Here is a 22,740-nt window from a genome sequence, read left to right on the forward strand (position 1 = left end):
CGATTTTTGGATCAATGGATCGCCGAAGCCAAGGCATCCGACGTTCGAATGCTGTATGGAATGGCGAAGACGCTGGAACGGCATCGAGACGGCTTGTTGAACTATTACCGCTTCCCGATTTCAACCGCTCCACTCGAGGGAACCAACAATAAAATCAAAACCATGAAACGCCAAGCCTATGGATTTCGAGATCAAGAATTCTTTAAACTCAAAATCATGGCCATCCATCAATGTAGGTACTCATTTACCGGATGAACCATAAATCTAGTCTAGATTTTATCCGATATTCTAATCGCACAGCGACCTTTTAGTTGGACAATGTTATGTTAAGCAAAATTTTAATTATTGATGATGACGAAACAACCCGGCTTCTTTTGGAAAGCCACTTAGCCGGTTCGGGCTACGAAGTACGGTGTGAAGGCAGCGCAGAAGGGCTGCGGACCGCTCTGACTGAAGACGACTTCCAGGCAATCCTCCTCGATGTGCAGTTGCCTGACGGCGACGGCATAGACCTGTTGGATGAAGTGAAACAACTGTCGTCTACAACGCCAGTCATTATGATTACGGCCCACCGCAGCGTTGAAAAAGCGGTCGAGGCGATACGCAAAGGCGCGTATAATTACTGTCCGAAGCCAATCGACCTCAATCGTCTCACGGTGTCCGTCAAAAATGCGTTAGACCGCTATGACCTGCTGCAAAAGGTTACGCAATTCGAGCGGGCTAAGCGCAACCATTTTTACGAAATGATCGGCGGTAGCGCCGCCATGCAGGTCATTTATCATATTATTGAAAACGTCGCGCCAACAAAAGCAAATGTTTTAATCACGGGCGAAAGCGGCACGGGTAAAGAACTCGTCGCCCGCGCGATCCACGATTTGTCTGACCGAAAAGGCAAAGAGATCATCGACGTCAATTGCGCCGCCATCCCCAAGGATTTGCTGGAAAGTGAACTCTTTGGACATGAAAAAAGCGCATTCACCGGCGCAGCCAAACGTAACATTGGACGTTGCGAACAAGCCCACCAGTCAACGCTTTTTTTAGATGAAATCACCGACATGAATATGAATTTGCAACCGAAACTTCTTCGGTTTTTGCAAGATTATTCTTTCTATCGCGTAGGCGGAAAAGACAAAATCCAAGTGGACGTTCGCGTTGTATCAGCGAGCAACCGCGATCCCATGGAAGCGATCGAACAAAGCCGCTTACGTGAAGATTTATATTACCGATTAAATGTCGTAAATGTTCCCATTCCCCCGTTGCGTGACAGAAAAGAAGATATTCCTGAATTGGCCGAAATATTTTTACAGCGCTACTCCCAGGAAAATCAAAAATCGTTTGAGGAGTTATCATCAGACACTCTCGAAGCGCTCTGTAATTACGATTGGCCGGGCAACGTACGCCAACTCCAGAATTGCTTGCAACAATGCGTGGTGTTAGGCGATAACAAAATATTAGAAGCGGACATGCTACCTGATATAGTACGCAACTCCGCCCCCACTCATTTTTATAGCAAATCTCTCGTGGATGACGACTATAGCGATCTCGATGAAGCCTCGACCGGGCATCTCTCAACAGATGCGCCAAGACGCGGCGGCAAAATTCGTCCGCTAATAGACATGGAGCAAGAAGCCATCGACGGAGCATTGCAAATCACGCATGGAAATGTTGCCCTAGCTGCTTCTGCATTACAAATCAGCACAGCAACCTTGTACCGCAAAGTTCGCGAGTACGGCTTCCAAATTAAAAAATACAAAGATGTGGTACTCGATTAGGAATAGAGAGATTTCCCCATGAGAGTCATCGTCACCGGAGCCAGCAAAGGAATCGGGCGTGGAATCGCAACCTACTTGGCAAAACAAGGGTACAGCGTTGGCCTTTTAGCCCGTTCTCAATCCTTACTTGATGAACTCCGCAATGAAATTATTCAAGACGGCGGCAAAGCGGAATCAATTGACGCTGATTTGCGAGACCCGAACCGCGTAGAAGAAGCCATCGACGGCCTTGTGAATATCCTGGGCGGAATTGATGCGCTGATTAATAACGCGGGGCTGGTCATTCGCAAAGATGTGTTTTCACTGTCTCCGTCCGAGTGGACCGCAATGATGGAGACTAACGTCAACGGTCTGTTCTATTGCACGCAATCAGCGCTCCGATATATGAAAAAGCAACAGAGTGGTCATATCATAAACATCTCATCAATTTCAGGTTATGTCCCTCTCCCTGGTGGAAGCGGCTACGCTGCGTCTAAGTATGCCGTCACAGGGTTTTCTGAATCTCTCTTCCATGAAGTGCGCGACTTCAACATCAAAGTTTCAACCGTATTCCCCGGTTCGGTAGATTCTGAGTCACACCGCCATGACGCTGAACAAAACCATTCCTGGAAGATTTCGCCGGAAGAAGTTGGTCAAGCATGTTTTAATATCTTAAATACTGAGCCAGGCAACTGCATTAGCCGCGTAGAAATTCGTCCTTTAAAACGACCTGTCAAAAAATAAATTTTTTGATACTTTCTATTTTATCACTCCCTTTTATTTAAATTGCGGTTATTATTAATAGCCGTAATAAATTCAAATCTAATGTGGTTGTTCCCACAAATCTCGAATGATGAGAGCGCTGAATGCATACTGATAACGCACGTCCATTGATTTTAAAAGGAGCCGTAGCAATCACGCCGTTCAGGCGCGAGGAAGGCGTTACTCTTGTTCTTAAAGAAGGCAAAATTGACCAGATGGGGCGTCCCGAAGACGTCTCGATCCCCTCAAACGCCCAAGAACTCGACTTGCATGGCAAGTATATCCTGCCTGGATTTATCGACATTCACGTCCACGGCGGCAAAGGATATGACTTCTGTGATAATGATACTCAAGGGTATGAGGAAATCAGCCAGTTTCATGCCTCGCATGGAACCACTTCAATTATTGCAACCATCTACCCTCAACCGAAAGAGTCGCTGATTGAATCTGTCGTATGCCTTCGTGATTATTGCGAAGCGCAAGGCCCCGAACGAATCATTGATGGAATTCACTTGGAAGGGCCGTTTTTAAACCCAGAGATGCACGGCGCCATTCGCCCTGATTATATGTGGGAAGCAACCGAAAATTCCTACGAGGAATTGTGTAAGATAGGCGGCAGATGGATCAAGGTCATGACGATTGCGCCTGAAATTCCCGGGGCGATTGAAGTCATGCGCGCTGCCTCTCTCCGTGCGGTATCCAATGGCTCTCATCATCCGATACACTTGTCGATTGGCCATTCAAACGCCAATTATGAACAAATCGCCGAAGCCATCGATAACGGCCTCGAAGGCGTTACTCATATCTTTAACGCAATGCCGAGTATGCACCACCGCAAACCGGGCGTCTTAGGCGGAACGCTTTTGCGCGACGAACTCTTCGTCGAAGTCATCGCCGATGCGGTTCACGTACACCCGGCCATTTTGCAGTTACTGTTGAAAGTGAAAAAATATGACCGCATTATCCTCGTCAGCGACGCGATCCGCGCAGCGGGACAACCAGACGGCGTCTTCGATTTCAGCGGTCAAAAAGTCCTGATGAAAAACGGGCGCGCTTATCTAGAGCACGCTCCTGAAACATTAGCGGGAAGCACATTGACAATGGACCAAGCTTTACGCACGATGGTAGAGTTTGGCGGCGCCAAATTGGAAGAAGCAGCCCAAATGGCGTCGCTAAACGCAGCCCGTATCCTGGAATGGAAATACAAACGCGGTATCCTTGCAGTCGGTAAAGACGCCGACTTGGCGATTCTTGATGAGAATCTGTCAAACCGTATGACCATTAAATCAGGACGTATCGTGTGGAGCGCAACTGAATGAACGATGTAGACAGCACAACGGCAACTCGAATTTCATGGCTTTCACTTTTTTTCCGTTCTGACATTTTCACCTTTGGCTTCGGTATTACCGTTTCCATGTGGTCAATCGGGTATGTCTTTCACCTACCCGGGCTATCGCTGCCAAGCCCGGTGATGTTTTTCCTTTTTCTTTCTTGCCTTTTCTTTGGCGGATTCTGGGCGTCGCGTCGAACGCCTGCTGGATGGCGCGCGGGTCTGGCTTCCGGCTTTCTATCGTCCATTCTCAATCTGTTGGTGCTTGGAAGCGTACTGAGCGACGCTACGTCTAGCGCAATCGTTCCGTCTGCGGCGATTTTTATTCCCGGGTTTATCCTGGCTTCAACCCTAATCGCCGCGATTGGCGGCGTAATCGGCGCCGTCTGGGGGCTTGCTAAAGAACCAACGCTCAAAGGTGACGCGGGCATAGCAATCGTCAGTTGCCTTGCGACGTTTGTCTTATTAATCGCTGGCGGATTGGTGACCAGTTATGACGCCGGATTGGCCGTTGTTGACTGGCCTAATACGTTTGGCAACAACATGTTTCTGTATCCACTCTCGCGCATGACCGGCGGCATCTACTACGAACATACGCACCGCTTGATTGGCTCATTAGTCGGACTGACGACAATTGCGGTTTTCATCAGCGTGATTGCCCGTGATTCACGCAAGTGGATTATCAGCCTCGCGGGTTTTGCGCTACTTCTCGTCATCGTCCAGGGAATCATGGGCGGACTGCGCGTTACTGGCAATTTCACTATGAGCAATAATGAAGCCGACATGGCGCCGAGTATCGTTCTTGCCATCATTCACGGCGTAAACGGACAATTGTTCTTCGGTTTGATGATTGCCTTGTCCGCTTTTTTAAGCCTCAGATGGTTATCCGATGAGAAGCCTGCGTACCATTCATCATCCAGCATTGACCGTTGGCTAACGATTATCACCCTAATTATCATCGTCATACAATTGATCTTTGGCGCCGTGTTGCGCCATGTTTCATCGCTTTTGCTGCTTCACATAACTTGGGCGGGAATTGTTCTGACTCTCGTGTTAGTTGTTGGAATCCGCGCTTGGGGACTCTATCCACAAAAGACACTCATCACCCGGTTGGGGCTTGGGCTTATCGCAGTAACATCACTGCAACTGGCGCTTGGGTTTGTCGCTTTAATGGCGATCCATGAAAACGAAGAGACCAAGGCCTACACCGCGTTGGAAGTCATCGCGCCAACCGCTCACCAAGCCGTCGGCGCCATGGTGCTTGGAATGATTGTCTTGCTCGCTGTTTGGATTTTCCGCCTAACGACCTCAAACCAAGAAGCGTCTAGTTAGACAGCGCAGCCGTTGCATCCATTTCGACTTCAACGCCTTTCGGTAGCGCCGCAACTTCAACGGTTGCGCGCGCGGGTTTGCTTTCGCCAAAATACTCTTCATAGATGGCGTTCAGTTCGCCGAATTTCCCCAAATCGGTCACAAAAATCGTTACCTTAACGACATCGTCCAGAGAGGCGCCGCCTGCTTTGAGAACACAACGCAAGTTATCAAGCGTTTGTCTAACTTGGGCTTCGAATGAATTCAACACCAGTTCCCCGCTCTTGGGATTTAAGGGGATTTGGCCGGAGACAAACAAGAATCCGTTTGCCGCAACGGCGGGCGAATACGGGCCGACGGCGGGAGGGCCGTCTTTTGGAATAATCAATTTTTTTGACATCGAAAACACCTCACCTGTTGAAACGATAGAATCTATATTGTTTATGTTGTGATTTCTTTCTCTACGCAAAAGAGCAAAACAATTCATAATCACTCAGAATTGACAAGAATTTATGACCGTTAAACAGAGTTGTGAAAATTTATGTTTTTTTGTTTAAAACTCCCCGAGAAAGTGCTTGCAATTATATCGTTTTCATATTATAAAATATAATGTTAGGGTCGTTATTAATTGATATTTTTTCTAGACATTCTGTTTAAGTTCACATTCAATCAAACTTAACCAAAGTTTGTCATTTCATAAGATATTGGGGAAGATGACATGAGAAAAGGCTTTACACTTATCGAACTGTTGATTGTTGTTGCTATCATCGGCATACTCGCGGCGATTGCGGTACCGAATTTTTTGAATGCGCAAATGCGAGCGAAATTGGCGCAGGTTGAATCGAATTTCAAAGCCCTGGGCACGGCTTTTGAATTATACCGCGTCGACCACGGCATGTACGCCCTTCATGATCCAAACCATGTTCAAAACATTTTAGGCAATGGTCTCACGACCCCGGTTGCGTATATCGCGCGCATACCGGTAGATATCTTCCAATCGGGTTCGCTCGCGCAAACAACGTCGATGGCGACAAATGCGCCGCGTGAACTTCACCCGGAACCTTTCTACTACCCCGCATTTGGCGCACCAGATTTAGATACAATCCCACAGCGTGGATCAAATGACTTAACCTTGCGTTTTATTGATGACAAAGAGCAATATCAAAAAGCGCAGGCCATGTGGCCTTGGGGCCGTTACTGCGTTAGCGTCGGGCCGGATGAAATTCACAACTATCCCGGCGTATATCGTGTAAGTAACGGCATGAATAGTTCTGGAGACATTATAAAAGTTCTGCCTTAAAACCGAATTATCTCTAAATTCAAAACGCTCAGGCCGGTTGGTTTGAGCGTTTTTTTTAGGGTTCATCCGGTAAGTGAGTAATTACCTTGATGGATGGTCATTTTTTTGATTCAGAAACGGGCTCCGTCATATCAAAAATTGACAAACCAATCAAGCATGGGGGCAACTCTGGGAGCGCCTGTGCATAAGGGCCTGAAAGACCGCACTGAAGCGAGCAGAGTTGTACCCATGCCTGATACAGCAAAAGATCAAGGATTCACGAAAAAGCATCAAAAAACGCAATTCAATTTGTGATAAAGTACCCAAATACCAGAAGAACCTTTTTTAGTATCCTGAACAGACTTCAAATTCTAAATAATAACCAAGAAGGTTTTCGATGAAACGTAAAATCCAAATTACCACACTCTTTTCCATATTTCTCTCTCTGATGTGTGCAGCGCAAACGCCCCGAATCGAGAGCGTTGTAATGCTTGATCCTCAACCGCATGAAAATGACGACGCGGTGATCTGGTACGACGACTTTGATACAACGCAAAAATATGGCGAATCCAGCGGTACCATCACAAACGAACAACACTTCGGCGAATCAGGGCAATCAAAGCTCAGCCATTATGAAAAAGGCTCGCGCGGCAGCGGCGGCTGTAAAGTCTTTTTCGGCGACAGCCCCACCGGAAACCCAACCATTAACCGTGGCAAGACCTATCAGGATATCTACTGGCGCATCTATGTCAAACACCAGGACGGATGGCAAGGCGGCGGCCCGGCGAAACTTTCACGCGCAACCAGCCTAGTCACGCCGAATTGGGCGCAAGCCATGATCGCCCATGTCTGGAGCCAAGGCGAGTCACTAACGCTCGATCCAGCGCGAGGCGTCGATGGATCAACAATCGTTACCGAACGCTACAACGATTTTGATCATTTGAAATGGCTCGGTAATCGGCCACCGGCGAAGATGCAAATCCACAGCACGGAAGAATCCGGCTGGTGGGTGTGCGTCGAGTCACGGGCAAAATTAAACACCTCAGGCTTAAGCGACGGTCTCAACCAACTTTGGCTTGATGGACGCTTGGAAACCGAACGCAGGAATCTCAACTGGCGCGGCTCCTATACGAAACATGGAATCAACGCTGTCTTTCTTGAATCCTATTGGAACGACGGTTCGCCTGTGACCCAATCGCGCTGGCTTGATAACTTTGTTGTTTCAACGGAACCCATCGGCCCGGTCGTTTGCCCCCGCAATCCAGAACTAATGAAGACGGCGTTTCGCGGCGAAGGTGAACAGGGCGGTTGGGAACTAGAAGTGTCATCTGACGAACAAGGTAATGAAGTCGTTTGGAAATCTCAAATCATCACAGGCGGCAATCAGGTTCGCGTCAGCAATGAAACCGGGCAATTCGTCTCATCTCTATCAGGCGAAAACCAGTTGACGCCGTCGGCGGTTTATTACTCCCGCGTACGCGAACAAAGCCAGTCAGGCGCTTGGTCTGACTGGAGCGGTTGGCATCAACCCATCAAAACCACGAATGAAAATTCCAGCATCGGCTTATGGAAAGTCGATGCTGCAACAACGGAATGAGGTATCTTTTCACGCTTTAAACATCGGTTATGTTGTCCCATTGAATGTCTAATTTTCTGGCAGCGAATCCAATTTCCTTCAGGTGGTCGCCATAACACATCAACCAGTGCGAGTCGCGTACTTCATTCAATAGTTGTTTCCAGTTCCCCTGAATATGGACATCCTGCTGGGAGCGGCAGATTGGCAGAAACGGATTGTCGATAACATTGCCCCGGAACCCCACCCAACGGCCTGTCGTATATTCAGGGCTGATGAAACTCAATTCTTGTCCAATTGGAATTTCAACCTTTGGCGCGGCGCCATAGTCGGATTCTTCATGGGTCAGAACTGTTGTCGGTTCATAACGGCTTCCGTTCATGCGCCGGGGCGCGGAACAGTGCGCGCAAGTGACGGTCCCCTGATGAGGAAACGTAGAATTGTGAAGAAAAACGGGGGCGTCAACAATATGGCGCACCAGGATACCCGCTGGAATCACGACAAAGTCTGACTCGCAGAATGCAATCACGCCTTCATCGCATAATAAGCCCAATGTTAAACAGGCGGTCGTTTTTGCCATCGGAATAATGGTGCTCATGCACTCTTTGATCGTAAACGCAGGCGCATCAGCTTCGATCATCAGTTCTTTAAATAGACCATAAAGAAGAAACGCATTCACAACGAATTGCTTGTCTGTTTGCAATTTGGTATTGGGCAAATTCAGGTATTGCGCCGCCTGCTTCTCTGCGAGAGCAACTTTTTGGGTATCTTTTAATGCGCTTTGAATGCGCGGTTCGATGTGGTCATAACCAACATCAATGATTTCGATTCCATATTTTTTTCTTGCGATGTCCGGCGCATCGGCTGCGTACTTTCCCCACGGGCCGCCGACGGCGACGATACGGCTGTTCTTCATATTGCGAATGGCGTAACACGAACGCAGCCGCCAAAGCAATTCGTCATAATCATCGACGACAACGTCATCAACATGCGTTTTCCCTAACCGGGTTTTTCGTTCGGATGTATCGGTTTGCAAATAATCAACACTGAGCGCTTCATACCAGTAATAGGTGGGGCCTGAGCGATGGCGAACAAACAGCAATGCGTCGCGGTCATCTGGAACGCACGCCTGCAACAACTGCCCGGAACCAGACGCAGGATAGACTAACGCAAGATCAAATTCCCTTTTCAGCGCATTGCCCGCTTCTTCTTCCGTTTTGACTTTTTGGACATCAAGAATTTCGATTGGAAACGACGCCCTCTCTTTCAGCTGGCTTAACTCACGCTGGATGCGTTGCGCTTCTTCATTGGCGGATTCATCATCGAGAACGCCGCCCCAGGAACGCCATGAAGTCATCTCGCGAGGCTGCGCAACCTTATACTGCAAGATGGGCTGGATTCGCAGCGGTTTTCCCCATAAATGAAAAGCGCGTTCAGGGTTCCAGCCGTTGCTTTCTGCGTCAATCGCATTCGAAGTTGATGCCGCGAATGTATTTGAAGTAGAAAATGTCTTTACTCCAAACATTGATGCGACGCACAATCCCTTTTGAATAAATAGCCGTCTGTTTGGATTCGATGGTTGGTAATCGTTCATTCGATGCTCCCCCGATGATGTCTTATACTTGCAAACCGAACATTGACTATCCTCTCAATAGAACCCATGCGCTGTCAAGTCATTTTTTCTTGGATGAAACTTGAACAAAATAGTCAACAATCGCGACTCATTTATTCAAATATCTGAATTCATCCTGCTTGTCGAAACTTTCTTTACCGTAATAAAACTCTAATAAACGTATGAAATAATTTCTACTACGTTAATTACCAAAATCATTGTAGGAGATGAAATGAAACATTTAAAATATTCGTTCATGATTGCTTTACTTGCTATGATCGCCCTTCCTTCATCCGCCGCGCCGACGCCGAAAAACGTCATCATTATGATCGCCGACGGCATGGGCTTTCTTCACACCGAAGCCGCGAGTTTATATCGCTATGGCAAAACCAAAGGCCAAATCTATTGGGATTTCGACCATTACGCCGTCCAGACCAGTTCGTTAAACACAAAACAAGGTTACGACCCAAATGTCGTTTATGATGATTTTAAGAATTTACTGAAAGACCCGACCGACTCCGCCTCGTCCGCCACCGCATTATCAACCGGCGTTAAAACGCTAAACGCCATGCTAGGCATGACGCCGGATAAAAAGCACCTTCGGCACATCATGGAAGACGCCGAAGAGATGGGCAAAGCCACTGGCGTCCTGACGACGGTCTATTTTGCTCATGCAACGCCAGCGGGATTCATCGTCCACATCGACAGCCGAGGCAAATATAAGGAAGTCGCCAACCAAATGCTGTGGGACAGCAAGACGGACGTCATCATCGGCGCCGGACACCCCTGGTATAACGACGACGGCGAGAAAGTCGGCGGCTACCAACCCGACCCATTCTCTACACCGCTGAAATATGACCGCGTCGGCGGTTTGGCCAGTTGGAAGAAAATCCTCGATGGAACACCCGGAGCAGACGCAGACGGCGACGGCGAACCCGACGCATGGACGCTGGTGGATTCAAAGCAGGATTTTCGCGCCTTAGCCAGTAAAAAAAGCGGCTTGCCCAAACGCTTATTTGGTCTTGCCCCCCTCTACAGCACGCTGCAACAGAGCCGATCCGGCAACCAGTTTCTACCGCCGTATGAAGAAGCGCTGATTTCCGCCTCGCCGACGATGACCGAACTGATGGCGGCTGCGTTGAATGTTCTCAATCAGGATGAGGACGGCTTTGTCTTGATGGCGGAAGGCGGCGCGGTGGATTGGGCGTCTCACGGCAACCAACCTGGACGCATGATCGAAGAGCAAATCGACTTCGACCGCGCGATTGAATATACCGTCGCATGGGTGGAAAAACACAGCAGTTGGGACGAGACCGCGCTGCTCATCACCGCCGACCATGAATGCGGTTATTTGTGCGGCCCGGGTTCAGACCCGACCTGGCAGCCGTTGTTTTCGTATGGCGCGGGCAAAATGCCGGGCATGGAATTTCACAGCGGTGGACACACCAACCAATTGGTTCCGCTGTTCGTCAAAGGCGCCGGAACGGAAAAGTACAAAGACAAGGTCATCGGCAAAGACCCCGTCCACGGCCCCTTCATCGACAACACCAGCATCCCGACGGTTGTTCGTGAACTTTGGGAAGCAAAATAAACAGAAGTAATCACTAAAACCAAAACCGCCCTGAGATATTATTTCGGGGCGGTTTTTTTATTCACTTAATGCTGATATTGGGGTTGGGGCAGACACACAAAAAAAGACGCTAGGCGAAGCACCTAGCGTCTGGGGTTTGCTGGAGCAGGAGACGAGATTCGAACTCGCGACCTTCTCGTTGGCAACGAGAAGCTCTACCAGCTGAGCTACTCCTGCTTAAGGAGTCATACGGCTGTCAACCGAATTGTAATATTATCCCGACAATCATTCCTGTCAAGCGATTCTCGCGGGAGTGTGAGCATTTTTTTTACTTTTTCCGCCCTAACTCCTACGCCTCCGGGTATTTCCAAGGGTCACGATATTCACGCTTTAGCATCGAATTGGCCTCGTCGTCGCCGACGATCATTTCCTTGTCGCCGTCCCATTCCACACTACGCCCTAATTTGAGTGAAAGCATCCCCAACAGGCTCAAACTGGTCGAGCGGTGGCCGATCTCGATATCGCACACTGAGCGCTTATTGTTCTTGATCGAATCGAGAAAATCAGCAAACAGTTCGGGGATATTCTGCTGGTCAGGCTCATGCAACTGCGGCTGGACGTTGATGATGTCCTTGTTTTTGTTCGCCGGGTAGAAGGTTGAGCCGTCGCCGACCCAGCCGATGTGCATCGTGCCCTCGGTTCCATAAAAATAGATGCCCAGGTTGTGTTTTTCGGCGTTGTTGGCGGCGTATTGGCGATGTTCCCAAACCGCAGTAAAGGTCTCGTAATCAAACTGCGCGATTTGCGTATCGGGGGCGTCGGTGTTGTCGCGCTTGATGTGACGTCCGCCAAATGAACTGACCTTCTTCGGATACGGTTCTTCCGACCACCAGGTGATATGGTCCATCCAGTGGATGCCCCAGTCGCCCAGAGTGCCATTCGCAAAATTAAGGAACGAGCGGAAGCCTTTGGGGTGCATTCGCCGGTTATACGGAACCAACGGGCCGGGGCCGCACCACATATCCCAATCTAAATGTTCCGGCGGTTCTTCATCGGGCGTTGGCGAGCCTGCACCACCGCCGTAATGGACAAAGGCGCGGATCATACCGATTTCGCCGAGTTTGCCTTCCTTCATATAGTTAATTGCCCATTGGTTGTGCGGCGAGACGCGGCGATGGGTCCCCACCTGAACAATGCGTTCGTTTCCGCGCGCGGCGTTGACCATAGCGCGGCCTTCTTTGATGGTATGCGCGACCGGTTTTTCGACGTACACATGGGCGCCGGCGTTCATCGCGGCGATGGCGATCAGCGGATGCCAATGGTCGGGCGTACCGACGATCATGATTTCTGGTTTGATCTTTTCAATCATTTCACGGTAGTCGCCGAAGATTTGCGGGCGTTTCCCGGTCATGGTTTCGATCTCATCCGCAGCGGCTTTCGACTGGTTTGTATCGACGTCGCAAATGGCAACCACGTCGCATTCTCCCGATTGAATCGCGACGCGGGTGATGTTCATTCCCCACCAGCCAGTTCCAGCGGTGGCGGTCACATACTTCTTATCGCGCGCTTGCGTCCTGACGACAGGAGCGGTCAACGCGCCGACAGCAGCGGCGGATTGTATAAATGAGCGGCGGCGCAACATAGAATCCATTTCATTCCTCCCATGAAATTTAGCGGTTTTTTAGTATACCATATTTGATAGTCATGACTATCTCGCTTGGTCGATTATTACCAGGTAGATTGGGAAGGAAACGAAACGATGTCACAAACCTTAAACCGCCGCACGTTCATTCAATCCAGCATCGCTGCGGCAGGCGCCGCTGCGACGATCACCGCTCCAAACGTACAGGCCTTTGACCCGATCAAAAGACCGTTTGGCGCAAAGATGAAATCGAGTTGCGCGGCGTATTCGTATCGCAAGTATCTTCAAGAAGAAAAAAGCATGACGCCGCTGCAGTTCCTCGAAGAATGCGCCAAAATGGGGATCGACGCCGCCGAACCGACATCCTACTATCTTCCTGCTGATGCTCCTGATGGATATTGGACTGAATTTCGCCACAAAGCGTTTATGTTGGGATTAGACATTTCCGGCACGGCGATTGGCAATACGTTCACGTTCCCTTCCGGTCCCGACCGTGAGAAAAACCTGGAGCTCACTCGCACCTGGATCGACAATTCCGTCAAAATGGGCGCTCCAGTGATCCGCATATTCGCCGGGAAAATCCTGGACGGACAAAACAAAGAAGCTGCGGTCAAAAACACCATCGAAACCACTCAGATCGCGCTTGAATACGCCGCGAAAAAAGGCGTCTTTCTTGCGCTCGAAAACCACGGCGGCATCGTTGCAGAACCGGACGAGATGTTGGACATCATCAAGCAAATTGATTCGCCCTGGTTCGGCGTTAACTTCGACGGCGGCAACTTCCACGGAGAAGACCCGTACAAAGAATTAGAACAGATCGCGCCGTATGCCATCAACGCGCAGTTGAAGATTCATGTACGGCGTAAGGGCGGCGAGAATGAGCCTGCCGACTTTGACCGCATCATCGGCATTCTGGCGGAAAGCGACTATCGCGGTTACGTCGCGTTAGAATATGAAGGCGCCGAAGAACCGAAGGAAGCGATCCCGCGCCACATGGAAAAGATGCTGAAAGCACTGGAACGCGTATAAAAATCCACAAGTGGAGTGAGGAAAATGACGAAACGAATCGTTGTCGTTTTATTGCTTATTTTTGCATTTCAAATACAAACGTTCACGAATGAACAGATTGTATTTGGTGAATCAGTTTTCCTCACTCCAAGCCGCATTGAGTTAATCAAAGAGAGGATCGAGAAGAAGCAGGAGCCGCAGTACACGGCATTTCTCTCTTTGAAGAACTTCGTTAGCGAAAACAAAAACCGAAAACCTCATGCACCAAATGAATGGTATGTTCCTGGATATTACAGAGACGCAGAAGGACACGTCAAAGCAAAAGAAGGCTTGCAAGACGACGCCAATACTGCCTATGGCTTCGCGCTCTATTACCAACTCACGGGCGATGAGACCTATTCAGAAGCAGCAGCCCGATTGATCGACGCTTGGACGCAAACGGTCAAAACGATGAGCGATAAAGACGACTCGACGTTATCGTTCAGTTATCACTTCCCTGCTCTGATATTCGCAGCGGATTTGATTAAAACGTCTCCCCGCTGGCCGAAGAAGAACCAAATACAATTCAATGAGTTTGTCCGTAAAAAAGCCTTACCAATGAACACGATGAGCAGAGAAAACAATTGGGGCAATTGGGGATTGGTTCTCGTCATGGCTTCGGCGTCTTACTTAGACGATAAGCCATTGTTTGAGCGGGGAGTAAACCGCTGGAAAGAGTTTATTGAATCACAAATTGCAGAAGACGGTCACCTGCCTCACGAAGTAACCCGTAGCGAAGGCCAACGCGGAATCTGGTATTCGCATTTCTCTCTCATGCCGCAAACCATCGCCGCTGAAATTGCCCGCGTGAACGGCGTTGATCTGTATGAGTATGTTTCACCAAACAATCGAAATCTCAAAAGCGCTTATGCAAAAATTGCCCAATGGACGTTGAAGCCTGAAGAGTTCCCTTACTACAAAGGAAAACCGGGCGATATATTAGGCATCAACTATTATGGCTATTTTGAAATCCTGTTGCCGCATTGGGAAAACAAAAACGCGCGCGAACTGATTGCCACCAATCGCCCTCAAACCGCCCGTCATTGCACACCATTTCAAACGCTAACTCATGGGGATATTTCACCAGAACTTTGAGCCAAATATATTGCAAGACGCGATTGCAAGTTCTTATATATATAGATAGTTGTGGAGTTGCTTTTTGGAGTTTGCTTTGCTTTACTTTATGGGTAGCGGTTTCAATTTTCATTTAAACAATCATCTTAGGGGAGTCATTTGTATGAAAAAGCCGTATGGGTTTACTTTAATTGAATTGCTTATCGTTGTTGCCATTATCGGAATCTTAGCCGCAATCGCTGTCCCGAATTTTCTCAATGCTCAAATGAAAGCCCGAATCAGCCGCGTCCAAGCAGATCAAAAAGCGGTATCAACCGCCTTGGAAATGTATTTTCTCGATCATAACTCGTATGTAGAAGACCATGATTACCCTTCAGACACCTCTCAACGTGGGCTATTTCGTTTAACGCACCCAACGTCCTATATGGCGTCTTTGCCGCTTGATCCATTCCCCTCTAATGCATTTCAAACCAGCGAAGAAAATCCCAATTTCGAATTTGGGTCAGGGAACCCCCAGAACAGCGCTGAATTGCCGAATGTTGCTTATATTATCATTTCACCCGGCCCGAACCTGCAAGAAGAAGTTGATGGCAATGACAGTTTCCCTGTCGGGACAACAATTTTCAGTTTTGACGTGAGTAATGGCTTAACCAGCAGGGGCGATATTGTCCGAATGGGCGGCAACTATAATTCGGGCCGAATCTTCATGGATGGAAAAATGATTGTTGGAAATTAAAATATCTCCAAATGGTCTATGCCCGGTTGCTTTTTTCTTGTCTCAAGTATAATTAGTCGATTAGTCAACTATCTATACAGGAGATTCAAATGCCACTTCAAGCAACCGATTTAGTTTGCGATGTTCTTTCTGAACATAAAGCAGCATGGGACGTATTTGAAAAACACGGAATCTGCGCCGATTGTAAACAATCCCCGCCGCCGGTTCCGATTCAACACTTTGTTGATACCCATTGCGATGGACGTATTGATGAATTTTTAAGTGAACTCAACCAAGCAGTGAGCCTATAACACAAACGGCCCATCAAAATAGATGGGCCGTTTCTTTATTCATGCTTTCGTTTATACACTAATCAATATATTGGCGATGCCATTCTTCCAGCGTCAATAGGTTCCACAAATAAAACCCTTTGTTTTTATGGCGCTGATGTTCGTTCCACAGTGACTCGACGGCTTCCCGCTTAAAATATCCACGCTTTAAAAACCGTTCGCCAAGTAGATAGTCTTTCGCCCAACCGCTAAGCTCGCCCAAAAACCATTCGTGAATCGGAATACCGAATCCCCTCTTAGGCAAGTCGATAATCTCATTGGGAATCAAATCCCGGATCGCTTTTTTGAAAATATATTTTTTGATTCCGTTGTGTAATTTAAGTTCTGCGGGAATTTTCGCCGTTAGTTCTAAAAACTCATGGTCAAGCAATGGAGAGCGGCCCTCCATCGACTGGGACATGGTTGCAATGTCTATTTTCACCATTAAATTTTCTGGTAAGTAGGTATTGAAATCACAGTACAAGGCTTTCTCTATTATGTCGCGGCCTGATTGGGGGCAATCAAAAAACGGCTGCATGGCTTGAACAGGATCAACCAACCCAACCTGCCGCCGAAATTCATCTCCGTAATACCCTAAAAACCGCTTTGAATCAAAGCAAGTCATAAAGGTTAAATAAAAGGGCAATACATTCGGGTCGAATAAACTTTTTCCTGCTTGAATTTTCCGTTTGATATTGGCGGGAAACAAAAACTCCGGCAAGCATTTGATAAATGGCTTCAACATGCCGAGTTGCTTCCGGCGCGCAAGAAATTGATCGAGAACCGAATATCGTTCGTACCCCGCAAAATTTTCATCGCCGCCGTCGCCATTAAGCGCAACGGTTACATGTTGCTTGGTCATTTTTGAAAGAAAGTAAGTCGGCAACGCGGAACTATCGCTGTAGGGTTCTTCATATTGCCGGACAAGAAATTGAAACGTGTCCAACAGGTTGTCCGGTTCGACAATAAATTCATGGTGGTTGGTGTTATACATCTCAGCGCTTTTACGCGCTTGTGGAAGTTCATTGTATTCTTCCACGCTGAAACCAATCGAAAATGTATTAATGGGCTTGCTGCTGTTTCTAGCCGCCAGCGCTGCGATGGCGCTTGAGTCTAATCCGCCAGAAAGAAACACGCCTAAGGGCACGTCGCTAATCAAGCGAAGTCGTACGCACTCATCGAGTTTTTCGACAATCGCACGCGACCATTCCTCTTCACTGCGCTCTTCTTTTTCGGCATAAGACAATTGCCAATAACGATGAGTAGATAGGCTTCCGTTTTCCAATAACAAATAATGGGCGGCAGGCAGTTTTTGAATTCCGCGAAAGCCCGTGTACGGCGTTGGACAATAGCCGTAGTTGAGGTAGTGATGAATTGAAAGTGGGTCAACTTCGCGTGAAACGAAGGGCAACGTCAACAACGCTTTGAGTTCTGACGCGAAGGCAAAGCGCTGACCATCATAATAATATTTCAGCGGCTTTTTACCAACACGGTCGCGGGCAATAAACAAGCGTTGACGCGGGCGGTCCCAAATGGCGAATGCAAACATGCCGCGCAAATCCTGCAAGCAGTCGACGCCCTTCTCCTCATACAAACGCAGAATCACTTCGGTATCTGTGTTGGAATGAAACCGATGACCGCGTTGCTCTAACTCTGCGCGAATAGATTGAAAATTGTATATCTCGCCATTGAAAATCAGGCAGATATCGCCCGATTCATTCGACATGGGCTGGTTGCCCGAGTCAGACAAGTCGATAATCGAAAGCCGCCGATGAGCAAGCCCCACGTAGCCGTCGCGCCAAACGCCCTGATGGTTGGGGCCGCGATGCGCCAGAGATTCAGCCATACGATGCAATTGGCTTTCATCGACGGGTTGATGGTTTGTATGAAGAATGCCGCAGATTCCACACATAATTTGTTTAATAAAAAACCCTCTCTAAGAGGGTTTTGTCTGATTGATCTATGTCCATTTGACAGTCGCTATAATTATTCAATGGAGAAGAATTTCATCCCTTTTTCTACCGCCATTATCTTAAGATCAGTTGTTTTAAGATTTCCCTTTGCACTCGAATTCAGCACGATTAATACATCCGCCGATCCTTGAGACTGCAACCAGTCTAAATCCAAAATATCATGATCGACGCAACGCTCTCCCGCATTTTCCGCATCGACGATCCCATGTAAATCCATGTCCAATTCACGGATCGCAATGTACGACAACTCAGCCATTTCGCCACTGCCGATCAATATAACGCTCTTGCAGCCCTCTTTTTGAAGAGACAGTAACTGATGTTTGACTTTACGGCGTACTAACATCACATATTGATAAGAGTATTGGAGAAACTCGAAGGTCAAACGCGACTTTTCTTTGATTCCGGTTGGCGTAATCAGATATTTCAATCGCCTTCGGTCTAACTGTTTGGTTTTTACATAGCCCTTATAGATGACGCGCTTTAAATACGAATTCACCAAACCGACCGCAACGCCTAACTGGGTCGCAAGGTCTTTCTGGGTTGTGTCGGGGCTATCGTCAATTGCTTTCAGCAACGTGAGGATCATTTGATCGTCACGATCCATCATTGATGAATCTTTATCATTCGTTTCGTTTTTCACAATTTTTGTTTTTTAGAAAAGGAGGAGTAGGCAGGCTTCGCCCCTGTCAGCGGCGCCCGCTAATCAGGAACAATTAAAATTCATAATATGATTTATACGTTATATCTGCTGAAACGTCAAGCGGTTTTCACATAGAAACAATAAGGCCCCCAGCAAAAACACTGGAGGCCTTGTAAATCGTCGCTATTTTATCGAGAGATCAAACAGGCTTGCGGGATAACTGAGCGATGGATCGAGCAAGAATACCTCCAGTTTATCCACCCAAACAATAACCGGGCCTGTTGCGGCGGCGGATGCGGCGACCTGAATAATCGGCGTAACTGGAATTTCGGGGGTTTCGAGTCTTCCCGTCAGAATATTCAACCGTTCAGGGTCTGCCGGGAACATGCAGGTTACGTACATCGGCGCATCGGTGAACGCTTTGGCGCTGGCTGGATTGGTAACCACCAAGGAACCTTCAACATCAAAGGTCGCAAAATCGGCTTTCATGCCGGCAATAAACACCGCAACGTCCGGCTCGCTTGCGCGCACCGTCATTCTCATGTAGACATGCTTCCCGGTCGTTTTAACGGCATTAGCGCCGTACAAGAAGACATAGTTTACTTGTTCACCCGCTTCAGGATCAAACGGGAACACCGTCAACGCAAACCCCTTGCCATCCGCTGAGTCGGGAATAAATGAATCAATGAAATCAATGAGTTGAGTTTGTCCTGGAGGATTTTGTACGATTTCTCCCCAACCGCAAGCGGCCAAATCGGCGCCGTCAAACTCATAGACATAGTCTGGGACTAAATCTTGCGGAACCACTGGCGTTGCTGTTGGAACAACGACGATAGGAGGCGTTGGCGTCGCTGTTGGGACAACGATTGGGGGCGTCGGCGTCGCGGTTGGAACCACTACACCCGGAGTCGGCGTCGGCTGTCCTGGAACGGGAGTCGCAGTCGGTGGAACCGGCGTCGGAGTCGGCTGGTCAGGACCGTCGCTATTTGGCGTTAAATAGAGCGTCTTGCCAGCGCTCTCATTGTCAAACTTATCATAAACCGTCAGCCGAAGTTCATAGGGTACGCCATTGCTGAATTCGTGTTGACGGAAGAACAACGCCGTCCCCAAATCAAATTTATCGCCATTAATGTATAAGTTATACCCGCCGCCATCCGCCACATCCGGGCTGACCGTCGGGTCCCAGAATAAATGTAAGGTTCCATTGCCTGCGAAACCGTAGAAATGTTTGACTTCAGCAGGAGGAGTCAAATTGGCTTCCTTCAACACAACGTCCATCGTTGTTGTCTGCCCTGCGGTAATCACAAACTCATTCTGTTGTTGGTAGTATTTTGCGCCCTTGCCAATGCTTGCGATGTAACGCCCCGGAGGAAGATTGGCAAACGTATACACGCCGCCAAAGTCAGTTTTGACTGCCTGGCCATAGGCGTTTACGTCTACCTCAAATATTTCTAACTGATTTTTATCGAACACGGTACCCGTCAAAACGCCCGTCGGCGCCGCTGATTCATCGCCTACGCTAAGCGTATAAGAACCCGCGCCATTCTCACGCAAACAATAAATATAGTATGTCCCCGGCTGCAAAGTAATATCTCGACTGAACAAGTTGGAATGATAATAGACGCCGTCTGATGACAACCGGTTCAGCGAAGACGCATCAAAGATACGTACGGTAGACCATAGGGCGGTCTCGGTTTGATAGGTCAGTTTATAACTGGCCTCAGTTGTAACCGTCAATTGATACCAGTCAATAGAATCAATTGTTGTGCGGTTATTAAAGCCAAGGCTGCCTTGCATCACTTGATTGATGGCCAATGGCTGCGCCATAGGCGCGAAGTTATTCAGGTCAACATCAGGCGTCGCATTCGGAGTAAACGTAGTGAACAGGTGATATGCGCCGTACCCGTTCTGGCGTATCACGCGAATGTAATTTACACCCGCTTTGACTTGAACATTCTTCAACCGAACCGGGTTGTTGGTGTAATACGAACCAGACGACTCAAATCTCGCCTGTGCGTCGTTTCTTAGAAAATGAACGTCATACCACAGAGTCGCTTCACCCTGGGCGTACACTTCAAGCGTACCGTCAGACGGCGTGATGATTTTGTACCAATCAACAGTATCTGTATTAAAACCGCCCGTATAACCTAAATGCCCTGTTACGCCCTCTTCGGATTGAAGCGAAATCGCTTGATAGTAGTGGTTATTCGCTTCGTAATCTCCCGTCTGATTCGGCGTAAAAGATACATCAAGTTCATAGTCGCCATAACCATTTTCACGTTGAACTTGGACAAGATATGTCCCCGCTATTAAATTGGGGCTGGAAACCGTTTTAATCACTGTCTCGTCTGTGTAATAGAGACCTTCGCGTAAAGTTCTCTTCCAGGTTGAGCCGTGGTATTCAGCCATTTCCACGCTGAACCAAAGCGTCGCTTCCCCATGAAAATCAATCTTGATTGCGCCATCAGAGGGAAGGTCAATCCGGTAAGTATCAGTGGTATCAGTCCAGCGGCTATTGGTATGGCCCAGATGCCCCTGGATGAGCGTGTCTGGCGGAAGTACATCTACGGCCTCATTCCATACGTCGTTTGGTTCCGCATCATGATAAAGCGATGGCGTGACAGCGCTTTCAAAAGTAATGTTACCCTGACCGTTATCACGGGTGATCGCAAGCAGATATCTCCCGGCAAGCATGTTAGGAATCGTCACTTCTTTCGGATCATTTGTGTAATAAGTTCCAATGGTTCCTAGAGAATTCAATCCATTGGGACCATATATTCTTGCGGTAACCCACAAAGTGTCTACTGCCGACATTTTAAACCAAACGGAGCTGTCTTGCGGGATGTCGAACCAGTAGTACGCGGCGGTCGAATCGGCGTTGATGGCGATGCCGGACAAAGTCTGGCCTAATGCGTATGACCCGGCAGGCGCAGAAAACGGTTCTGGTTGGTTTTCAGGATAAAACCTTATATTCACCGTATAGGCGCCATGATTGTTGCGGCGGTATAGATTCAGATAATAGGTTCCCGCTTCAAAGGTTCCCGCGTTGAATTTAGTGCTGGTTGAACCTGTCAGATAGCGTTTTTGGGGCCCATAGATTCCATATCCCAATTCAGGAGACCCATAGTCTTGCGAATATTCAAACTCGACCCTGCTGTATTGAGGAACCTGGAACATATAACAATCACGGTCATCGCGATACTGGTTTCCAAAATACCCCGTATGCCCGCTCATAGACGTCAATAAAAAATCGCCGCTTTGAACAGCCGTGGGGAAAGAACCTGCTTGGCTGAATGAATCATTCGGTTCAGCATCATTCGGCATGGGGTCGGCGGTGAATTTACTCGAAAGCGAATAGGCGCCGTATCCGCCCACATTGTACAGCATGACAAAATATGAACCCGCCGCCAAATTTGAAACTGTGATTGCTTCAGATTGCCCCGCCCCACTATTGGTATCTTCAAGAATAATGTGGGTTCCATTTGTATCCAGCAAATGCAGCGAAAGGTCTAATGAAGCGTCTGGCGCCGCAGTCAGTTCTAACTCGCCATTCTCGGATACTTGAATTTGATAAAAATCAATCTTGTCGGTATTTAAATTGCCGTGAAATCCCAAATTGCCCGCCACATCATCATCTGCGCCAATGGTAAGGGCTTGTGAAGGTATATCATTCGGCTCAACGTCAACGGATTCTACTTGTGAATATCGAAAGCGTGCTTCATATCCTCCGGCGCCGTCGACTAGATGTACAGCACAGTAATATTCACCCGCTTTAAGGTTTGAATAAATCACGCCTTCTGTGACGCCAAGGCCGCCCGCGTTGCCCGCGCTCAATACCGAATATCCATCGCGATCAATCAACTCCGCGCGGACATCTAATTCGGGGTCGGGGACAATCCCGAATGAAAAGTAGCCATTTTCACTAATGCTAACTTTATAAATATCAATCAAATCATAGGGACTGGCTTCGGTTAGACTCCCGGTTTCATTAGAGGGCACAGCCGCTGTTTGAGCGGTTGCGATTGTATTATTTGGTTCTGTTTCCGCATTTGCTGCAAATGGGAGCAAGCATAAGAGCAGTAAGGCAAACAAACAAAAATTTACATTTACCTTCAAATTTGTATACATTTTG

At 48.2% G+C, this 22,740-nt stretch carries 18 protein-coding genes and 1 tRNA gene; 12 read left to right on the forward strand and 7 right to left on the reverse strand.

The features are described 5' to 3' along the window. The 5 genes from P9L94_09185 to P9L94_09205 form a co-directional block, all read left to right on the forward strand. Positions 1 to 255 (forward strand): transposase (locus P9L94_09185; protein ID MDP8244240.1); only part of this gene is annotated, 255 nt, incomplete at its 5' end. Positions 256 to 323: 68 nt separating this feature from the next. Then, entirely contained in the window at positions 324 to 1,772 is a 1,449-nt protein-coding gene (locus tag P9L94_09190) for a sigma-54 dependent transcriptional regulator (GenBank protein ID MDP8244241.1), read from the forward strand. A gap of 18 nt (positions 1,773 to 1,790) precedes the next feature. Next, positions 1,791 to 2,495 carry an SDR family NAD(P)-dependent oxidoreductase gene (locus P9L94_09195; GenBank protein ID MDP8244242.1) on the forward strand — a complete coding sequence of 235 codons (705 nt, stop codon included), beginning with the start codon at positions 1,791 to 1,793 and terminating at the stop codon, positions 2,493 to 2,495. A gap of 122 nt (positions 2,496 to 2,617) precedes the next feature. Further along, positions 2,618 to 3,832, forward strand: a complete 1,215-nt coding sequence (gene nagA / locus P9L94_09200) for an N-acetylglucosamine-6-phosphate deacetylase (protein ID MDP8244243.1) — start codon at positions 2,618 to 2,620, stop codon at positions 3,830 to 3,832. After that, entirely contained in the window at positions 3,829 to 5,175 is a 1,347-nt protein-coding gene (locus P9L94_09205) for a COX15/CtaA family protein (protein MDP8244244.1), read from the forward strand. Before nagA ends, P9L94_09205 begins: the two co-directional genes overlap by 4 nt. On the opposite strand, the gene P9L94_09210 is transcribed toward P9L94_09205, so the two are convergent. Then, entirely contained in the window at positions 5,168 to 5,554 is a 387-nt protein-coding gene (locus P9L94_09210; protein MDP8244245.1) for a RidA family protein, read from the reverse strand. The two genes, P9L94_09205 and P9L94_09210, sit on opposite strands and share 8 nt — an antisense overlap. Before the next feature lie 318 nt (positions 5,555 to 5,872). Here P9L94_09210 and P9L94_09215 point away from each other — a divergent pair, with 318 nt between their 5' ends. Continuing rightward, positions 5,873 to 6,454 (forward strand): prepilin-type N-terminal cleavage/methylation domain-containing protein, encoded by a 582-nt coding sequence (locus P9L94_09215; GenBank protein MDP8244246.1) that lies wholly within the window; start codon positions 5,873 to 5,875, stop codon positions 6,452 to 6,454. A 376-nt stretch (positions 6,455 to 6,830) separates the two neighbouring features. Then, positions 6,831 to 8,030, forward strand: coding sequence for a hypothetical protein (locus tag P9L94_09220; protein ID MDP8244247.1), 1,200 nt, complete (start codon positions 6,831 to 6,833; stop codon positions 8,028 to 8,030). A gap of 16 nt (positions 8,031 to 8,046) precedes the next feature. Here P9L94_09220 and P9L94_09225 read toward each other — a convergent pair whose 3' ends face one another. Beyond that, positions 8,047 to 9,600, reverse strand: coding sequence for a hypothetical protein (locus tag P9L94_09225; protein MDP8244248.1), 1,554 nt, complete (start codon positions 9,598 to 9,600; stop codon positions 8,047 to 8,049). 250 nt (positions 9,601 to 9,850) lie between these two features. On the opposite strand from P9L94_09225, the gene P9L94_09230 reads away from it, so the two are divergent. Next, on the forward strand, positions 9,851 to 11,209 hold the full coding sequence (locus tag P9L94_09230; GenBank protein MDP8244249.1) for an alkaline phosphatase: 1,359 nt from the start codon (positions 9,851 to 9,853) through the stop codon (positions 11,207 to 11,209). A 140-nt stretch (positions 11,210 to 11,349) separates the two neighbouring features. On the opposite strand, the gene P9L94_09235 is transcribed toward P9L94_09230, so the two are convergent. Both P9L94_09235 and P9L94_09240 read right to left on the reverse strand, forming a co-directional pair. After that, positions 11,350 to 11,425: transfer RNA gene (locus P9L94_09235), tRNA-Gly, on the reverse strand. Between the two features lie 112 nt (positions 11,426 to 11,537). Then, positions 11,538 to 12,839, reverse strand: coding sequence for a Gfo/Idh/MocA family oxidoreductase (locus P9L94_09240; GenBank protein ID MDP8244250.1), 1,302 nt, complete (start codon positions 12,837 to 12,839; stop codon positions 11,538 to 11,540). 108 nt (positions 12,840 to 12,947) lie between these two features. Here P9L94_09240 and P9L94_09245 point away from each other — a divergent pair, with 108 nt between their 5' ends. The 4 genes from P9L94_09245 (at position 12,948) to P9L94_09260 (ending at position 15,977) form a co-directional block, all read left to right on the forward strand. Beyond that, complete coding sequence (locus tag P9L94_09245) at positions 12,948 to 13,859, forward strand: sugar phosphate isomerase/epimerase family protein (GenBank protein MDP8244251.1); 912 nt, start codon at positions 12,948 to 12,950, stop codon at positions 13,857 to 13,859. A 24-nt stretch (positions 13,860 to 13,883) separates the two neighbouring features. Further along, positions 13,884 to 14,972, forward strand: a complete 1,089-nt coding sequence (locus P9L94_09250) for an alginate lyase family protein (GenBank protein ID MDP8244252.1) — start codon at positions 13,884 to 13,886, stop codon at positions 14,970 to 14,972. A gap of 64 nt (positions 14,973 to 15,036) precedes the next feature. Then, on the forward strand, positions 15,037 to 15,687 hold the full coding sequence (locus P9L94_09255) for a prepilin-type N-terminal cleavage/methylation domain-containing protein (GenBank protein MDP8244253.1): 651 nt from the start codon (positions 15,037 to 15,039) through the stop codon (positions 15,685 to 15,687). A gap of 89 nt (positions 15,688 to 15,776) precedes the next feature. Beyond that, positions 15,777 to 15,977: a hypothetical protein gene (locus P9L94_09260; protein MDP8244254.1), complete on the forward strand. Its 201-nt coding sequence runs from the start codon at positions 15,777 to 15,779 to the stop codon at positions 15,975 to 15,977. Positions 15,978 to 16,035: 58 nt separating this feature from the next. Here P9L94_09260 and asnB read toward each other — a convergent pair whose 3' ends face one another. The 3 genes from asnB to P9L94_09275 all read right to left on the reverse strand — a co-directional run bounded on the left by asnB (position 16,036) and on the right by P9L94_09275 (position 22,736). Further along, positions 16,036 to 17,907 (reverse strand): asparagine synthase (glutamine-hydrolyzing), encoded by a 1,872-nt coding sequence (asnB, locus tag P9L94_09265; protein ID MDP8244255.1) that lies wholly within the window; start codon positions 17,905 to 17,907, stop codon positions 16,036 to 16,038. 74 nt (positions 17,908 to 17,981) lie between these two features. Beyond that, the gene (locus P9L94_09270) at positions 17,982 to 18,575 is read right to left on the reverse strand and encodes a MarR family winged helix-turn-helix transcriptional regulator (protein ID MDP8244256.1); all 594 of its coding nucleotides are present in this window, start codon (positions 18,573 to 18,575) and stop codon (positions 17,982 to 17,984) included. A gap of 216 nt (positions 18,576 to 18,791) precedes the next feature. Continuing rightward, on the reverse strand, positions 18,792 to 22,736 hold the full coding sequence (locus tag P9L94_09275; protein MDP8244257.1) for a carboxypeptidase-like regulatory domain-containing protein: 3,945 nt from the start codon (positions 22,734 to 22,736) through the stop codon (positions 18,792 to 18,794). Positions 22,737 to 22,740 lie beyond the last annotated feature (4 nt).

Source organism: Candidatus Hinthialibacter antarcticus (genome assembly GCA_030765645.1).
GTDB classification, from domain to species: domain Bacteria; phylum Hinthialibacterota; class Hinthialibacteria; order Hinthialibacterales; family Hinthialibacteraceae; genus Hinthialibacter; species Hinthialibacter antarcticus.